The sequence below is a fragment of the Thiomicrolovo sp. ZZH C-3 genome (assembly GCF_054862725.1).
The window spans coordinates 1,477,673-1,494,371 of the sequence record NZ_JBTKXX010000001.1 but is presented as its reverse complement, the minus strand read 5'-3'; the positions used below and the strand labels follow the sequence as shown (position 1 = coordinate 1,494,371).

18 protein-coding genes and 2 tRNA genes are annotated in these 16,699 nt (G+C 56.2%); 17 read left to right on the top strand and 3 right to left on the bottom strand.

Annotated elements, in window-relative coordinates; translation table 11 throughout:
• Positions 1-112 precede the first annotated feature (112 nt).
• From ACXWTF_RS07665 to ACXWTF_RS07610, 12 genes are all read left to right on the top strand, one after another.
• Positions 113-727, top strand: a complete 615-nt coding sequence (locus tag ACXWTF_RS07665) for a hypothetical protein (RefSeq protein ID WP_461714411.1) — start codon at positions 113-115, stop codon at positions 725-727.
• A gap of 79 nt (positions 728-806) precedes the next feature.
• Positions 807-1,091: a hypothetical protein gene (locus ACXWTF_RS07660; RefSeq protein WP_461714410.1), complete on the top strand. Its 285-nt coding sequence runs from the start codon at positions 807-809 to the stop codon at positions 1,089-1,091.
• 81 nt (positions 1,092-1,172) lie between these two features.
• Positions 1,173-1,646 carry a hypothetical protein gene (locus tag ACXWTF_RS07655; RefSeq protein WP_461714409.1) on the top strand — a complete coding sequence of 158 codons (474 nt, stop codon included), beginning with the start codon at positions 1,173-1,175 and terminating at the stop codon, positions 1,644-1,646.
• 74 nt (positions 1,647-1,720) lie between these two features.
• Positions 1,721-2,425, top strand: coding sequence for a DNA alkylation repair protein (locus ACXWTF_RS07650; RefSeq protein ID WP_461714408.1), 705 nt, complete (start codon positions 1,721-1,723; stop codon positions 2,423-2,425).
• A 63-nt stretch (positions 2,426-2,488) separates the two neighbouring features.
• Complete coding sequence (locus ACXWTF_RS07645; protein ID WP_461714407.1) at positions 2,489-3,643, top strand: vWA domain-containing protein; 1,155 nt, start codon at positions 2,489-2,491, stop codon at positions 3,641-3,643.
• Between the two features lie 11 nt (positions 3,644-3,654).
• Positions 3,655-4,350: a hypothetical protein gene (locus ACXWTF_RS07640; protein ID WP_461714406.1), complete on the top strand. Its 696-nt coding sequence runs from the start codon at positions 3,655-3,657 to the stop codon at positions 4,348-4,350.
• A gap of 2 nt (positions 4,351-4,352) precedes the next feature.
• Entirely contained in the window at positions 4,353-4,655 is a 303-nt protein-coding gene (locus ACXWTF_RS07635) for a hypothetical protein (protein ID WP_461714405.1), read from the top strand.
• Complete coding sequence (locus ACXWTF_RS07630) at positions 4,652-5,065, top strand: ArsC/Spx/MgsR family protein (RefSeq protein WP_461714404.1); 414 nt, start codon at positions 4,652-4,654, stop codon at positions 5,063-5,065. Before ACXWTF_RS07635 ends, ACXWTF_RS07630 begins: the two co-directional genes overlap by 4 nt.
• A gap of 413 nt (positions 5,066-5,478) precedes the next feature.
• On the top strand, positions 5,479-7,176 hold the full coding sequence (locus tag ACXWTF_RS07625; RefSeq protein ID WP_461714403.1) for a YaiO family outer membrane beta-barrel protein: 1,698 nt from the start codon (positions 5,479-5,481) through the stop codon (positions 7,174-7,176).
• Positions 7,176-8,306, top strand: coding sequence for a hypothetical protein (locus tag ACXWTF_RS07620; protein WP_461714402.1), 1,131 nt, complete (start codon positions 7,176-7,178; stop codon positions 8,304-8,306). The genes ACXWTF_RS07625 and ACXWTF_RS07620 overlap by 1 nt, the downstream gene beginning before the upstream one ends.
• The gene (locus ACXWTF_RS07615) at positions 8,299-9,690 is read left to right on the top strand and encodes a glycosyltransferase family 2 protein (RefSeq protein WP_461714401.1); all 1,392 of its coding nucleotides are present in this window, start codon (positions 8,299-8,301) and stop codon (positions 9,688-9,690) included. The genes ACXWTF_RS07620 and ACXWTF_RS07615 overlap by 8 nt, the downstream gene beginning before the upstream one ends.
• The gene (locus tag ACXWTF_RS07610) at positions 9,687-10,151 is read left to right on the top strand and encodes a hypothetical protein (protein WP_461714400.1); all 465 of its coding nucleotides are present in this window, start codon (positions 9,687-9,689) and stop codon (positions 10,149-10,151) included. The genes ACXWTF_RS07615 and ACXWTF_RS07610 overlap by 4 nt, the downstream gene beginning before the upstream one ends.
• 60 nt (positions 10,152-10,211) lie before the next feature.
• On the opposite strand, the gene ACXWTF_RS07605 is transcribed toward ACXWTF_RS07610, so the two are convergent.
• Both ACXWTF_RS07605 and ACXWTF_RS07600 read right to left on the bottom strand, forming a co-directional pair.
• Positions 10,212-10,288, bottom strand: a tRNA-Met gene (locus ACXWTF_RS07605).
• 15 nt (positions 10,289-10,303) lie between these two features.
• Positions 10,304-10,378, bottom strand: a tRNA-Gln gene (locus ACXWTF_RS07600).
• A 177-nt stretch (positions 10,379-10,555) separates the two neighbouring features.
• Here ACXWTF_RS07600 and ACXWTF_RS07595 point away from each other — a divergent pair.
• Genes ACXWTF_RS07595 through ACXWTF_RS07580 form a run of 4 tightly spaced genes read left to right on the top strand, consistent with a single transcriptional unit; the run spans position 10,556 to position 13,911 of the window.
• A complete protein-coding gene (locus ACXWTF_RS07595; RefSeq protein ID WP_461714399.1) occupies positions 10,556-11,593 on the top strand; it encodes a bifunctional 3,4-dihydroxy-2-butanone 4-phosphate synthase/GTP cyclohydrolase II in 1,038 nt (345 codons plus the stop codon).
• Positions 11,590-11,934 carry a TraR/DksA family transcriptional regulator gene (locus ACXWTF_RS07590; protein WP_461714398.1) on the top strand — a complete coding sequence of 115 codons (345 nt, stop codon included), beginning with the start codon at positions 11,590-11,592 and terminating at the stop codon, positions 11,932-11,934. The genes ACXWTF_RS07595 and ACXWTF_RS07590 overlap by 4 nt, the downstream gene beginning before the upstream one ends.
• Positions 11,934-12,644 (top strand): carboxy-S-adenosyl-L-methionine synthase CmoA, encoded by a 711-nt coding sequence (gene cmoA, locus ACXWTF_RS07585; RefSeq protein WP_461714397.1) that lies wholly within the window; start codon positions 11,934-11,936, stop codon positions 12,642-12,644. The genes ACXWTF_RS07590 and cmoA overlap by 1 nt, the downstream gene beginning before the upstream one ends.
• A 10-nt stretch (positions 12,645-12,654) precedes the next feature.
• Entirely contained in the window at positions 12,655-13,911 is a 1,257-nt protein-coding gene (locus ACXWTF_RS07580; RefSeq protein ID WP_461714396.1) for a M20/M25/M40 family metallo-hydrolase, read from the top strand.
• On the opposite strand, the gene nth is transcribed toward ACXWTF_RS07580, so the two are convergent.
• The gene (gene nth, locus ACXWTF_RS07575; RefSeq protein WP_461714395.1) at positions 13,908-14,564 is read right to left on the bottom strand and encodes an endonuclease III; all 657 of its coding nucleotides are present in this window, start codon (positions 14,562-14,564) and stop codon (positions 13,908-13,910) included. The genes ACXWTF_RS07580 and nth overlap by 4 nt on opposite strands.
• Before the next feature lie 129 nt (positions 14,565-14,693).
• Between nth and ACXWTF_RS07570 the strand changes: the two genes are divergently transcribed.
• Positions 14,694-16,634 carry a response regulator gene (locus ACXWTF_RS07570; RefSeq protein ID WP_461714394.1) on the top strand — a complete coding sequence of 647 codons (1,941 nt, stop codon included), beginning with the start codon at positions 14,694-14,696 and terminating at the stop codon, positions 16,632-16,634.
• Positions 16,635-16,699: the final 65 nt, after the last annotated feature.

Sequence of the window (16,699 nt, the reverse complement as noted above, 5' to 3'; positions counted from 1 at the left end):
AGTTGATAGGTGGTATATTGATTCGAATCTATATTTGGAAATGTATTATTAACATGTTTATTCAATAGATGATCGAATATAGTGTTGATTGAATAAATAGTTATGGATCAGTATGAAGAAAACTCAAACAAAAATATATTTATTTGAAATACTTGGGAAGCTGGTTGTTTCTTTTCAGGGCCTTGAACGTTCTGTAGAAGGATTGATCTTTGGAAGTATGACTTCATCCTATTCCCAGATGCGAATATTGATGAGTGAAATGTCCTTTAAGTCAAAAGTCCATGTAATGAGTTCACTCATTAAAGACCTGCATGATTCTCAGGAAGTGCTATTCAGTGAAGAGAATATTTATGAGAAATTAGATGAGATTGTGAAACGATGCCATCAATGTGAAAGCAGACGAAATCAATTAATACATTCATTTTGGGTTCCAGAGTTTAAAAGTTCTCCAGACTCAGTCATGAGAATTAAAGAAAGTTCCAAGTCAACAAAAGGATATAAATATTCTGTTGAATCAGTTGAACATGGAAGTTTAAATGAAGATATTCATTTAATCGAAAAAACAAGAGACGATTTGGATGATTTTTGCCAGAAGCTCTCTATACAGTTTAATCGTGTACATGGCCTTACTGGAATGGCTCATTGTTGTGATCATGCCATGCTGGTGGAGACTATATATCAATCTGTAATTGATAAAGCACAAGTAGATGATGAAAAAAATATATAACGAATAAGCGGAGCCAATCAGCAACCTATCTGCGGGTTACTGATTGCTCAATGCAAACGTTATGTCACTAAGGGAATAGATGAATAAAATAAATCTAGAAAATTGCAATCAACTAAAATTTCTACATAAAGATCGTACTTATACGGTCAAAGGCTGTTCGGAGGTCAAAAGCTTTGCTTTTGATCTTTCAGCGCAGGAATATAATATTTATGATGACTATGGTGCTCCATTAAAAAGGAGAATGGAGACCTTATTGGACGAGATAAAAAATGACGGAATACATGCAGGGATTCAAGAATCTTTACTCAAGAACTATCCAGAGTGTTTCATCTTACCTTGCAACGTAGAAGATGAAAAGACATAACAAATCAGAGGAGACCAATCAAAAACCCGCGAGCAGCTTTTTGATTGCTCATTCGAAACGTTCTAGTAAGGTATTCATTTGATGAGATACGGTCTCAAGATTGCAAAGTTGTTTGGGAAAAAACTCCCTGCTTATTCTTCTCAAGCTGATGCTGAAAGAGATTTGTTTGCTTTCAGGGATAATAGACTTCAGCGCCTTAGTGATTTCGCATCAGCTAGTGACATGTTTGAACCAGATAGTAGTCCCGAAAGTCTAAAATCGCTTGAGGTATGGTATTTCGAATTATGGGAAGATAATGCGTTCGAAAGTCTTCATACAAAGCGAGAAGAGTTTGAGGAATGCATGGCCATGTACTTCGGCAATGTAATTGTCAAAAACATGGCAAAAGCAGAATGGATTGTTTCTGAATACGCATTTGAAAAGGGAAAGTACGAGATTGGCGTGGCATGGGGATCTGGGTCAATAATGCTTTTTAGATTTACTGACCATTACAATACGCCAAATAATAAACGGCATCAATCGATATGGCGAAAATTCAATCATTATAGTACCTGACAAATCATTGCAGACTAATCTACGAACTGTGGACAACTATATGATTGCTCAAATAAACATTACAAGTGAATAGTATGAACGCAGAACTAATCAGTAAAACCCTCAGAAGCCTCGGTGACCCCGACATCGCCGAACATTCACAGCGCTTTTTTAAAACGGGCGAGGGGGAGTACGGAGCAGGGGATAGATTTCTTGGTATCCGCGTCCCTGTGCTGCGCAAGCAGGTTGCCAAGTTCCGTGAGACGCCGCTGGATGAGGTCGTGATGCTTCTGCACTCCGCCTATCATGAAGAGCGCCTTTTCGCGCTGCTGCTGATGGTCGCGAAGTACGAGCGCGGAGATATGGCGGAGAAAGAAGCGGTTTACAACTGCTACATGGCTAATACCGCCTATATCAACAATTGGGACCTCGTCGACAGCTCCGCGCCTTATATTGTCGGTGAGTACCTGATAGCAAGGGACAAAGCGGTCCTCTATACGTTCGCACGTTCAGAAAGTTTGTGGGAGCGCCGCATTGCGATCATGGCGACGTTCTACTTTATCCGCAACAGAAAGTTCGACACGGCGCTGGAAATAGCGGAACTGCTGCTCAAAGATACCCACGACCTGATCCACAAGGCCGTCGGCTGGATGCTGCGTGAAGTCGGCAACCGTGATCCGGACAGAGAGCGGGCGTTTCTTGCCTCCCGATACAAGGTTATGCCGCGGACGATGCTGCGCTATGCCATCGAGAAGTTCCCCGAAGCGGAGCGCAAGGCTTACCTGAAAGGGGAGGTGTAGCCGCTTAACCATAGAACGGCGATTGCATATTTTCCGGCATAAACCTAGGGTAGAGAGAGGGCCATGCCAGAAGAACAGAGCGATTTGCAGCGCCGGCTGGAGAAGATCCGCGTCCAGTTTCTATTTGACCACCCGTTTTTGAGCGTCCTGGCACTCTCCCTGCCCATGCGCTACCGCAAAAACCCCCACGAAGCCTTCGAGACCGACGGGACGGCCATCTTTGTCGATACGACGATGGCCGAGACCATCCCCGAACCGCAACTCAAGTACATCTACGCGCATACCTTGCTGCACATCATGCTCAAGCACCCTTTCCGCATGGCCGGTCGCGACCACAAGACCTGGAACCGCAGCAGCGACGTCGTCATCAATCTGCTGCTCGATGACTTCGAGCGGGTTGGCGAGCGGCCGGAGCACGAAGTGATGATGGAGAAGTACCGCGACCAGAGCGTCGAGGAGGTCTACAATTCGCTGTATCAGGAGAACCCCGAGGGCGAGGGCACACCCGACGACGAGAACCCGCAGGAGCAGAAGCAGGACCTCATAGAGAGCGAGGGCGACAGCGAAGCGGCGATGGAAGATATCGACGCGCTGATCGTGCAGGCAATGGGCGCGGCGCAGAAGCAGGGGAACATCCCTGCCTCCTTCCTGGAGGTGATCCGCGAAGTGACCCGCCCCAAGATCGACCTGGCGACGCTCCTGCACACCTACATGACGGAGAGCTTCTTCGACAAGCAGAGCGACTTTTCCCGGCCCAACCGCCGCTTTATCTACCAGGAGCTCTACCTGCCCGGCTACCGCCAGGAGCATAACCGCCTCAACCTCTACATCGCGCTGGACCGCTCCATGAGTATCAGCCGCGACACCTTCTCGAAGTTCCTCGGCATCATCGACGGGGTTTTGCGCCTCAGTACCGACTTCAAGGTAACCGTCATCCCCTTCGACGATGAGGTCGACAAGGAGAAGATCGTCACCTACGACGCCCAGGCGCTCAAACCCGAGGTGGCCTTCGAGAAGGGCAACGGAGGGACGCAGTTCGCACCGGTACTGGAGTACCTCAATACGGCGGACGAGGCGGCGGCGACGCTGATGGTGCTCAGCGACGGCTTCTTCAAGATCGAGAAGGCCTCGCACCTGCCGACGCTGTTCCTGGTGAGCGAGAAGCGCAACATGAAGCGTTTTGAGCCCTACGGCGACGTCTTCTACTTTGATCTGTAAGGAGGTATACGGTGTACGACCTGAGTTACAAGGAAGAGATCGAAGCCCTCAAGGATGAGCCGGACTTCGAAACGCGGGGCGACGAGCTCTACCTCTACCACGAGGATGACGAGGCACGGCTGGAGTGGGCCTTCTACCGCCCCTCCGGTTCGCACCCGGAGCAGGTCAGCGACAAAAACGTCATGGTCTCCATCATGGCCTTCAACCACTCGCGCCTGGGGGCGTACGAGCGTTTTACGCGGCTGCATCCCGACGTCATCGCCAACGACCGCCTGCGGGTCAAGGTGCGCAACCGGAGCCGGATGCTCTTCCGCGCCATGGTCGACAACGACTTTACCGAGCTGGTGCAGGTGCTTGAATACGCGCCGGTCTTTATCGACATGGCCTGCGACCAGGTCATCAACGGCCGTATCTGGAACGAGCACTACGCCGACCTGGGGGCCGCGACGGCCTTTCTAACGATGGCTGAAGACTTCCTGGACGACAAGCTCGTCGACGGGGTAAAGCGCCGCCTGCAGCCCGTGCGTAAGTTCAGCTACGACGAGGCGAAGGCCTACCTGGAGACGCTGAGCAAGCAGGCACAGAATTTGCACCCATTGCTTAAAGCGCACTATACCGAGGCGTATGAAACATGGGTGGAAAAGACGCAGCTACATCCGCTGCAGCGGATCGCACTGCAAAAACAGATAGCGGCTTTGAAGGAGTAAAAATGTCCGAAGAGAGTGTAGAGATGTCCGAAACTGGTATGGACCCGTCCGAACCGATTGACAAGACGCGGATCCTCCGCAGCGTCATGAAGGCGATTTACAACCTCGCCGACGAGGAGAACTACAGCGTCTACGAGGCGGAGGATATCGCCTTTTACCTCGGGCTGGACCAGAAGCTTGTCGACGAAGCGATCGAGATCCTCTGGGATGCGGGGTGCCTCAACCACTGCATGACCGAAGACGATGACGGTACGACGACCTACTGCCTCACCGACAAAGCCATCGATATGGTCGAGCTGGGATGACACTGGTTCTCTTCTACGAAAAACCGGGCTGCGCCACCAACGCGCGCCAGAAGAAGCTGCTCTACAAAGCGGGCTGTACGCTGATCGTGCAGAACCTGCTGGCGCTCAACATGGGCCCCGACGAGCTGCGCACCTACCTCGATGACCGTCCCGTGGCCGAGTGGTTCAACCCCAACGCCCCCGCCGTCAAAGAGGGGAGGGTCGACCCGGCGGCTTATAACGCCGAAACGGCCCTCTCCATGCTCCTGCAAGACCCCATCCTGATCCGCCGGCCCCTTATCAGCGTCAACGGCCAGCGTATGTGCGGCTTCGACCAGGCGAAGATCGAAGGGATCATCAACACGCCGCTGGGCACGCCGATTGACAACAGCTGCTCCTTCCAAAACGGCGAAAATTGCCCGGAACCATAATTGCATAAAGAGTGGTAATCAAGGCACAAGGAGAAACGATGCACGCTTTGGACAACTACTTTCGCACGAAGTTCAGCTTTATGGCAATGGTCTATATCGGTCTGATCGCCGTTGCTGTCTACGCCAAACAGTTCTAATCGCTTCCGGACTCCCCGCCGTCCCGGCAAGCCAACCTTTCCCCCTCTCTTACCGACACCGCTCCTGCAACAATCTTAATATCCCGAATACTTTGCCGTTTTGAAAGACAGCAGCGTAAAAACAGTGTGACAGTGTAAACGAAAATGTTTTTTAACGTGGCGAATTGGCGCTTTAGGTAGCATACCGTATCATGCAGAGTACGAAAAAAATATGAAAGATTGTGGCCTGAAAGCATGAAACGACTTTTTTTGCCGTGGATACTGTTGCCTGTTTGCTTGACGGCGGATATCTTTTCGACGCGGATGGGGACGTTCGAAACGGCCACGGCAGCAGCAGAAGCCCGGGGCCGTCTCCCGGGCGATCTCTCGCCGTATTGCGTGACATATAGGGAAGCGAACAGTTACTCGGTGCGCTGCTTCGTCGGCAGCAGCGAAGCTGCCGTCCGGGAAAGTGCGGTAAGGCGCGGTGCGGCTGCGTTTGAGACCGTGACGGATGATCCGGACAAGATCCGGCAGCTTTTTATCGACCGCCTGTACGAAGTGGCAAAGGCACAGGGAGCGCCTGCGGCCTGCGACGCTTCACGTATGCTGGCGGGAGTGTTCCCCGGCGATGCGACCGTGCTGAAACAGTACGCGACGCTGCTTTTCTGGTCCGGGCGTATTGCGGAAGCGGATACGCAGTTCAAGCATCTGGTTTCACTGGACCCGGCCTACGGAAACGACCGGGTCTACCTGCAGGTCCGCACAGCGCTGCTGCTGGAGAGGGGGGAAACGCTCCTGGAGAAGGCGCCCGGAGAGGTCCCGGCACGCATCGATGCGGAACCGAAGGCGGTCAGGAACGCCTACGACGTCATGCTGCTACGCGTCCGCGCATTGATCAGACTGGAGAGGTTCCCGGAAGCGGAAGCGGCCGTCCGGGCGCTTTTGGAACGCTACCCCGCCAGTACGGAAGCGGAGGCGATCCTGACAAACCTGCTGCGCTGGCAGGGCAAAAACGTCGAAGCCGCCGAACGCCTGCAGCAAAGGTATGCTCAGCAGAAGGATGCCGAATCGGGGAAAAAACTGGCGGCGCTCTACCTGGAAGCGGGAGAACTTGGCAAAGCCGAATCGCTGCTTGAAACGCTCTGTGAAGAGCATCCGGGGGACCTTGACGCGACACGGATGTATGCCACGGTACTGCTGCAACAGCATGAAAAATCCAAAGCGGGGAAAGCGGTGTCGGCACTGGACGGGCAGGCGCTGGAGACATTCCGCAAAGCCTACCCGGAGCTCTACTGCCGTACCAGGCTCCACGCGTTCGAGGCCGGGACGGAGCTCGCCGGATACAGTGACAAGCGGGACGACGACGGGCGGGTCTATGCCGGGGTCGAGGTGCCGATTGCGCGCCGTGTGCTTGTGGCTACGGCGGAGCGTGTCTGGCGCTACGGCCTTTACGATACGAACGTCCGGGGCGAACTTTACGACGCCTTCGGGAACGGGACGTGGGGCTATCTCTCCTTCTCCGCGGCGCCGGATGCGGCGTTCCTGCCCCGCTACAGCCTCGGAGGGCACCTTTACAAGGGGATAGGAAATTTCGAGATCGGCATGGGGTACGTCTACAATCATTACAAAGAGACGGATACGCACCTGCTGGTCCCGGAGTACTCCATCTATTTCGGTGACCGTTACACCTGGAACCAGAAGTTCTACTGGGTACCGGAGAGCGGCAGTTACGCGCTGCTGAATCTGCTGAAATACGAAAGCGTCTGCCGCTGGGAGGCGATGCTCTCCTATACACGGGCCTCCTCCTCGGAGAAGGTCGACATCGGCAACGTGTTCAGCCATACGGATGCCGACATGTTCCGGGGGGAGGGGAGCTACCGGCTGACGCCTGAGTGGATGGCGGGAGGCGCCCTCTTTTACGATCACTACCGCTCCGACACCGCGACGTTCGAACGCCGGGGCGCGGGCATTTATGTCAGAAGGTACTGGTGATGCCGGAAAATATACTCCACTCCTGGCTGATGTTTCTGACCGACAGACTGCCGCTTGTGTGGGATGTGACGGTTGTTTTTTTCCTCAGTGCGGTCGTCCTGCTCATCGTCCTGTCGGTTTCGCAGTACTCCATCGAACGGCGAAGGTACAGCGTGCTGCTGCGCAAAGAGCAGTACATACCGCAGATCAACCGTTACCTTGAAACGGGGCAGCACGACATTGCGGTAAACGGCAGGCTCGATTACTATGCATTTGCCGACGCCTTGACCGAGGTGAACAGTCTCCTCCCCGTGACGGCGCGGAGCAAAACATCGGAACTGGCCATGGCAATGGAGGTGGACACCTACCTGCTGAACCGGCATGAAAAAAGCTGGTCGGAGGTGAAAAAGAAGTTCTTTTTTACCAAAATGCTTTTTCTCTATTCGCCGCGCCTGAAATCCTTTTTCAAACGGATGATTGCAAAACATGCCGAGTTCGAGATGATGGTCTACTCCGTGTACGGCTTTGCGAAGCTCGCCGAAACCGCTGAGGACCTTGAACACATTACGGAGGTGCTGCAGGGGGCGTACCGCAGGGGGATCAGCCTGAAATTCAGCGAGTTCGTCTATATGCAGGCCTTCGTCAACATCGCATACGGGGAGCTGGAGACTTTCCTGAACGGGGCGCTTTTCCGCGAGGCGCCGATGGTGATGGTCCGGAGCGTCGTCGCGGCACTGGGGGATACGAAGAAGCGCGAATACGCCCCGCTGCTCACGAACCTGTTCGAACGCTACCGGGAGGATGAGCAGCTCGTCATCACCTATATACGGAGTTTCCACAAGATCGGGGCGATGGAGTGCGATGTCATCCGGGCGTATTACCGCAGCCCCAACACGGTCACCCGCATCGTCTGTGCCAGGACGGGGCTGGACCTCTGCGGCACTTCCGCGCTGGCGTTCATGTACGTCTACTTTTTCGATGAGAATTACTATGTCAGGAGGAATATCTTCGAAATGTGCAAAAAGCACGGAATCAGTCGCGTCGAGATCCTCGATATTGTCACGCGCAAAGCGTCCGGGAAAATCCTTGACCCCTTTTTCCTTGACAGCCTGAAGGCTTTTTATCCCCTGACGGAACACGATGATGAGTGAATACCTGATCTACCTCTTCTTGCTGCTTCAGGTGCTCTACCTGATGTTCCTCGTGTTTACGAATATGACGACGACGCTCTTTATCCTGATCTCGCTCAAACAGGTCATGGGGTATTTTTTCTCCGCCAAGAATGTCATCGTCAGCCGTATCATCAACTCGAACAACTACCGTCCGATGTCGATCCTGGTTCCGGCGTTTAACGAGGAACAGACGATTACGGCCTCGGTCCACTCTTTCCTGAAGCTCCATTTCCCCGAGTATGAGATCATCGTGATCAATGACGGTTCGACCGACGGTACGCTTGCGCGTCTCCAGGAAGAGTTCGCCCTGGAACCGAGCAACGTCCCCGTACGGCTGAACGTGCCGCACCAGGCGATCCGGCAGACCTATACGTCACCGGACTATCCGAACCTGATCGTCGTCGATAAAGCCAACGGGGGGAAGGCGGATGCGCTCAACTGTGGCATTAACGTCTCGCGCTTCCCGCTCTTTTGCTGCGTGGACGCGGACTCGCTGCTGGAGTTCGACGCGATTTTGAGAAGCATCGTTCTCTTCTCGCTGGACAGACGGCTGGTGGCCATCGGCGGCAGGGTCAATGTCATGAACGGGTGCGACGTCGTTGAGCGGAATGTCCTGCGCCGCGGGCTGCCGGACACGCAGATCGAATCATTCCAGGTGCTCGAGTATACCCGGGGGTTCCTCGCCGGGCGGATCGCCTGGGAACGCTTCGGCGCGCTGCTGATCATTTCCGGCGCGTTCGGCGTCTTCCGCAAGGATATGGTCCTCTCCATCGGCGGCTACCGGCATACGGTGGGGGAGGATTTCGATCTGCTGGTGCGCATCCATCGTCACTGTTACGATAACGGCATCGACCACACCGTCCGGTTCCTCCCCGATACGATGTGCTGGACACAGGTGCCCACCGATTACAAATCGCTGCTGCGCCAGCGCAACCGCTGGCACCGGGGGCTGATCGAAACCCTCTACCACAACCGCAAAATGATCTTCAATCCGAAATACGGCAGGGTGGGCATGCTCGCGCTTCCCTATTACCTGATGATCGAGGGGATTGCACCGATGGTGACGTTTATGGGGCTCGTCTCCATCATCACGCTTTACATCTTCGGACTGCTGAACCGCGAAGCGCTCATCGTCTTTTTCCTGCTGGAGTTCGCCTGGGGGACCGTTCTCAATATCGGCGCCCTCTCTTTAGACATGTTCGTCAAGCGCCGTTTGACGAAACTTAAAGACATCTACCGGCTGCTGGTGCTGAGTTTCCTTGAACCGTTTCTCTACCGGCCGATGCTCAAAGTGGAGGGGTTCCTCGCCATGTTCAACGTCTTTAACCGCACCTGGGGACATATTAAAAGGAAGTCGATTTGAACTGGGTGGACAGCCTGCGCTTCTGGAGCATACGTCTCCCGCTGCTGATGACGTTTCTGAGCTACTATTTTCTGATGGTGCTTACCAATTTCGACAAGGTGGAGGCATATGCCAACCCGTTGCAGCCCTTCAAGGGGAGCGTTTCCTATGTCCACAGTCAGGTTTACGTGGGCCCTTACCCGGACCCCGAAGCGCTGGAACGGCTGCAAAGCAGCAAGGGTATCAGGCGCGTCGTCTCTGTTTTGGATCCCGAGGTGCCCTTCGTGCGGGAACTGGTGCAGAGCGAAGCCGAAGCGTGCCGCCGCCTGGGGATGGCATTTGTCGTCCTGCCCGATGTAAACGCCTCGGCACTGGCCGGGGTATTGGCTATGGCAGAGGGCCGGACCTATGTGCATCGCTATTTTATGACGTCTGAATTCAAAAGCTTTGTGAAGGAGGCAGCATCGCAAGAGGGATACTGATGTTAGGAAAAAAAAGCTCGTTTTGGAAAAAAAGTTTGATTTTGAGTTGAAGGTTTCGATTGGTTGCGGGAACAGGATTTGAACCTGTGACCTTCGGGTTATGAGCCCGACGAGCTACCGAACTGCTCTATCCCGCGATCGTTATGAAAAGGTGGATGGGGTAGAGGGATTCGAACCCCCGAATGCTTGGACCAAAACCAAGTGCCTTACCGCTTGGCGATACCCCAGTCCGCATTTCCAACTGCTCTGTGTCAGTTGAGGCCGAAATTATAGGCAATATATGCCGCAATGTCAAGGGTTTTCGGGAGAAATTTACGAAAATTTTTTATTGGCTATAATTGCAACTATTATATACGGAATTCACAAAACATGTATGAATACCAAAGCAATATCCAGGGAGCGAAATGACACCGATCGAACGGGTAAAAAAAGCGATAGAAGCGATCAAACGCGGCGAAATGGTCATCATGATGGATGACGAGGACAGGGAGAACGAGGGGGACCTCGTTTACGCATCGGTCTTCTCGACGCCGGAGCACGTCAACTTTATGGCGACACACGCCAAGGGGCTCATCTGCGTGGCCCTTTCCGAAGCCACGGCCAAGCGGCTGGAACTGGCACCGATGGTCACCTCCAACACCTCGGCGCACGAAACGGCCTTTACCGTCTCCGTCGACGCCACGGAAGCCACGACGGGGATCTCCGCCGGGGAGCGCGATCTTACCATCCGCATCCTCGCCGATCCCCTCAGCCGCCCGGAGCAGCTGGCGCGCCCGGGACATATCTTCCCGCTCATCGCCAAAGAGGGGGGCACCCTCGTGCGTACCGGGCATACGGAAGGCTCTGTCGACCTTTGCCGCCTCGCGGGGCTGAGCGAGTCGGCCGTCATCTGCGAAGTGATGAAAGAGGACGGCACCATGGCGCGCCGCGACGATCTTGATATCTTCGCCGAGAAGCATGCGCTTCAGGTCGTCTACATCTCCGACATCGTCGAGTACCGCATGGCCAACGAGACCCTGGTCCAGAGCACCGCAGAGGCGGACATCGAGTTCTTCGGCGTCAAGGCCAAGCGGCACGATTTCGAAGACCACGAGGGGAACCGCCATACGGCCGTCGTCTTTTACAACGTCAACGAAACGGCCAACGTCAAAGTCCACAACGTCATCCCGGACCTCGACCTGCTGATCAACCAGTGCAAGTACAACCGCCTGATCGAGAGCATCGAGTACCTCAAGCTAAACAGCGGAGTGCTGGTCTTTATCAACAACCCCGACGCGACCGGCGGGAATATGAAAGAGTACGGCATCGGCGCGCAGATCCTCAAGTCCCTGGGCGTGAAGCATATGCGTCTCATTACCGACGCCCATGCCCCTTCCTTCGTCGGTTTGGGCGGGTTCGGCCTGGATGTCGCCGAGGTGATCCACCTGGATGCCGATGAATGACACCGGAAGCGAAGGCGGCGCTGCGGCAGACGCTTGAAGCGGCCCTGGCGAAGACGGCCGACGAGATCGCGCTGCTTGAACCCCAGCTCGAGCCGATCGCCCCGGACTGCTGTCTGGGGGAGCTGACGCGCGCGGAGCTGATGGGGGAGCAGGAGGTCGCCGCTAAAGCCTACGAGGCGGCTGTGAAACGCAGGAACCGTCTGGCGTACGCGCTGTCGCACATCGACGCCGAGGATTTCGGGGTCTGCGAAGCGTGCGACGAACCGATCGCGCCGGGGAGACTGGCGCTGATGCCCGAAGCGACGCTCTGTGTGGCGTGCGCCGAAGCGAGGGGGGGATGATGGAAGACAAGGTATTCAACAAACCGATCGAGAAGCAGTTTGAGTTCGACGAGCAGATCGCCGCGGTCTTTGACGACATGCTCAAGCGCTCCGTCCCTTTTTACGAGGAGGCGATGGCGCTGACGAAGCGTTTCGCACTGGCCTACCTGCGTGAGGGCGGGCGGCTCTACGACCTGGGCTGCTCCACCGCCTCGACGCTGCTGAGCATCGAACGGGACCTGAAAGTGGAAGCCGAACTCGTCGGCATCGACAACGCGGCTTCCATGCTGGAGCAGGCCCGGCGCAAGCTCGCCGTCTTCGGCTCGAAGATCAGGCTCGAAGAGGCCGACATCATGACCTTCGATTACGAGGCGGCCGACGTCTTCATCACGAACTACACCCTGCAGTTTATCCGCCCGCTGGTGCGTGAGACGCTGGTGCAGCGCGTTTATGATACGCTCAACCCCGGCGGGGTGTTCATTTTCAGCGAAAAGGTCGTCAGCGAGGACAAGCGCCTCAACAAGCTGCTCATCGACGGCTATTACGACTTCAAAAAGGCACAGGGGTACAGCGAGTACGAGATCATGCAGAAGCGCGAAGCGCTGGAGAACGTCCTTATCCCCTATACCGAGGCGGAAAACAGGGAGATGGTGACGCGCTGCGGCTTCGCGCACTGCGAGACGATCTTCCGCTGGGGCAATTTTGCGACCTTTATCGCGCTGAAAAAATAGGAGGGCCCATATGACCGTCATCGACCATTTCAAAACGCTCTGTTCCATCCCGCACTGTTCCGGCGACACGGCGCAGATGCTCGCCTACCTGGGTGAAAAAGCGCAAGCGTACGGCTATGGTGTGCATACCGACCCCGTGGGGAACCTGCTCTGCACCCATCCGGACGCGACCGTGACGCTGCAGGCGCATTACGACATGGTCTGCATCGGCCGGGCACCGGCGCTGGAGCTCTATGAAGAGGCGGGGTGGCTGCACGCCAGGGAGTCGACCCTTGGCGCGGATAACGGGATGGGGATGGCGATGATGCTGGCCCTGATGGAAGCGGGGAGGCCGGTGGACTGCCTTTTCACCTCCGACGAAGAGACCGGGCTGGTCGGCGCGCGGGATCTCGCCGTTCCGCTGAAGACCCCCGTACTGCTCAACCTCGACAGCGAGGAGTACGGGGAGATCACCGTCGGCTGCGCGGGCGGGGTTGACCTGAACGTCACGCTGCCGCTGACGCGCACGACGCGGGAGCTTTACTGCTACGAAGCGGTCGCCGAAGGGTATCCCGGCGGGCACTCGGGCGTCGACATCGACAAGCACCTTCCCAACGCCATCAAGGAACTCGCGGCGAAGCTTTACGATCTGGGGGCTTCGGTCGTCTCCATGGAAGGGGGTGAGCGCCGCAACGCCGTGCCCAAGCGGGCTGCCGCGACGGTCGGGTTTGCAACCGAGGTCGACAATGCACTGCTGCGCCCCCTCGGAAAACAGCCGTGCGAGGTTATCGAAAACCCGCTGCTGCCGCTGCTGCATGCTTTTGCGCACGGGGTCCGGGATTTCGATGCGGGGCTGGGCATCGTGCGCACAAGCATCAACCTTGCCGAGATCGCGACGAGCGAAAGTGCGCTCACCATCAAACTCAGTGCCCGTTCAATGATCGAAGCGGACCTGCGCCGTATCGAAGCGGAGACGACGGCCTACTTCGAAGCCTTCGGAGCGGCGGTGGAGAGCGAAGGGTTCTATGCCCCCTGGGAGCCGGAGCAGGAGGGGTTCGTCGACGAGGTCAGGGCGGCGTACGAGTCGGCCACCGGCGGCACCGTGACGATCGGCGCGATCCACGCCGGGCTGGAGTGCGGCATTATCAAGAAACACTTTCCGCAGATGCAGATGGCCTCCATCGGGCCGACGATCACCCACCCGCACTCGACCCGCGAACGCGTCGACCTCGAGAGCGTCGCGCGGGTCTTCGCGGTCGTTGAACAGGTGATCGCCGCGCGTGCTTAACGCGCCTTGAACCCCTCCGTACTCTTGCAGTACGCCTTCAAAAAACACTCCGTGTCGCATTTGGGGTTCTTCGCCGTACAGATGTAGCGGCCGAAGAGGACCATCCCCTGGTGCAGGGCATGCAGGTCCGTTTTGAACTTTTTGACCAGGGTCTCTTCGGTTTTAAGCGCCGTTTCATCGTCGCTGAGCCCCAGGCGGTGGGCGACGCGGAAGACATGGGTGTCGACGGCCATCAGGTTGGCGCCGGTGTATTCGATCATGACGACGTGGGCCGTCTTCTGCCCGACGCCCGCAAGGGTGACAAGGTCCTTTTCATTCATCGGGATCTCGCCCCCGTAGACCTCCATGACCCGCTGGGCCATCTTGACGATGTTGACGGCCTTGTTGTTAAAAAAGGAGCAGCTGCGGATGATCGCCTTGACCTCGTCGACGTCGGCCGCGGCCAGGGTCGCAGGGTCCGGGTACTTCTCGAAAAGTGCGGGGGTGATCAGGTTGACCCGCTTGTCCGTGCACTGGGCCGAGAGGGCGACGGCAATGACGAGTTCATAGGCGTTACGGTAGTCCAGCTCCGTGACGGCCTCACTGTAGCGTTCCATCAGGGCCGCTTTGATGGCTTCGATCTCTACTTTGGTGGCTTTTTTCACTTTTTTCATGGGTGCCATTGTAGCAAAGCGCATCGGATTACGGGTTCGAAATTTTGATATAAGTGTAATAAATGTAAAAGCTTGGGGTGGCTACACTATGAAACTTAACATTGTGAAAGATTGTGAAAGGAGCGCCCGATGGGATTGATCAGCTGGCTTTTCGGGAAGCACACAGATGCGGGAGACCTCCCCGACGACTACATCAGCAAGTCGCTGTTGTTCAGTTATCTTGATGCGCAGAGCGCCACGGTAATGTTTTTCAGCCCGGCAAAGGGATGGGTGGGGGCCAACCTCGCCTTTTACAACACCTTCGGTTTCAAGAATATGGAGGAGTTCCGCGCGCAGTATGAGCGTATCTCGGACTTCTTCAATGATCCGAACTACGAGATCTTTGCCGAGACCGACGAGCAGTGGCTCCGGCAGCTCGAGCGCGAAGGGGAGAAGCCGCCGCAGGTCCACATGAAGCTTCCCAACGGTCAGAGCAAGGTCTTCGCCCTGCGCAGCCGCGTCTTCAAAAGCGGTCTCAACGGCCTCTCGTTCCTGGAGATGACGGACGTCACCGAGCAGGAGCGGGCACGCGAGGAGCGCGAGCGCGCAGAGACGGCGAAGCAGCAGTTCCTGCACAACATCTCCCACGAGTTCCGCACGCCGATGAACGGCATCATGGGCTTTGTCGAGCTGCTCAAATCCTCCCACCCTTCGGCGACCCAGCGCGACTACATTGAGATGATCGAGCGCTCGTCGCAGTACATGATGAACAACATCGAGTCCCTGCTGGACCTCGCACAGATGCAGACGGGGCGCCTGAGCCTGGAGGTGACCGAGTTCAAACCGATGGGCGAACTCGAATCGCTTCTCAAGCACTACGAATACGAGGCGCGTCAGCGCGGCATCGGGCTTTACGTCTTTATCGACCCGGCACTGCCGACCTACATTGAGGCCGATCCGCGCAAATTCCGCCAGGTGATCTCCCTGCTGGTCGACAATGCGGTCAAATTCACCGAGTCGGGCGGACGGGTCCATGTCGATATCCGCGTCGTCAAAAAGCATGAGAACGACCTCTATACCCTCCACGTCAGCGTCAAGGATACGGGCGTCGGTATCCAGCCGGAGCGGCTGGCTTCGATCACCAAACCTTTCGAGACCGGCGGGCACTCGGACAACCGCCTGGGTGTCGGACTGACCCTCACCGAGGGGCTGCTGCAGATGATGGGCAGCTGGCTGGACGTCACGTCCGAACCGGGACGCGGTTCGCACTTCTCCTTCAACCTCGACGTGACGGGGACGACGGTCACCAGCTTCGACCCGATCCGCGACCACAGCGCGAAGGTACTGCTCTTTGACGACGACCGTCTCTTCGACGGTAACCTGCTCAGCCGCTACCTGCAGGCCTTCGGTCTGTCGGTGACAAAGGTGCACTACACCGAGCACGTCGACTGCGGCGATACGGACATCCTCTATATCGTCGCCCCCAAGGAGAACTCCGGCTGGCTGATGCAGCTGGGGGCCTTCGAGTCGCACCCGTGCCGTTTCGTCATGCTTATCGACGAGGATGAGGAGTTGCCGGAGCGGGTGCGCCAGGTGGTCGATTACACCCTGAAAAAACCGCTGCTCCCCTCCCGGATCTCGAAACACCTTACCCAGGTGCTCCAACTGCCGGTCAAGGCGGTCGAGAAGCCGCAGGGTTCAGAGCGCAAGGTCAAAGCGCTGGTCGTTGAGGACAACATCATCAACCAGCGTCTGACCAAGCTGCTGCTGGAGGAGTACAACCTCTCCGTCACGACCGCTTCGAACGGTTCCGATGCAGTGGAGCTGTGCCGCAAGTTCCCTTTTGACGTGATCTTCATGGACATCGATATGCCGGTCAAGGACGGGATCGCCGCGACGCAGGAGATCCGTAAGCTTCCGCTTTTCCGCGAACACCCCGCACCCATTGTCGCCCTGACGGCCCTCGTCATGGAAGGGGACCGCGAACGCATCCTCGCCGAGGGGCTGGATGATTACCTCGCCAAACCCCTGGGCCGCGAAAAACTCGAGGGGATCCTCGAACGCTATCTGAGCAAACCTGCACTCTCCTGAGACGGCCGCCCCGGCCGTTGGGTATCTGTTTAATATTCATAAATACAATACTTTCACTTTAAACA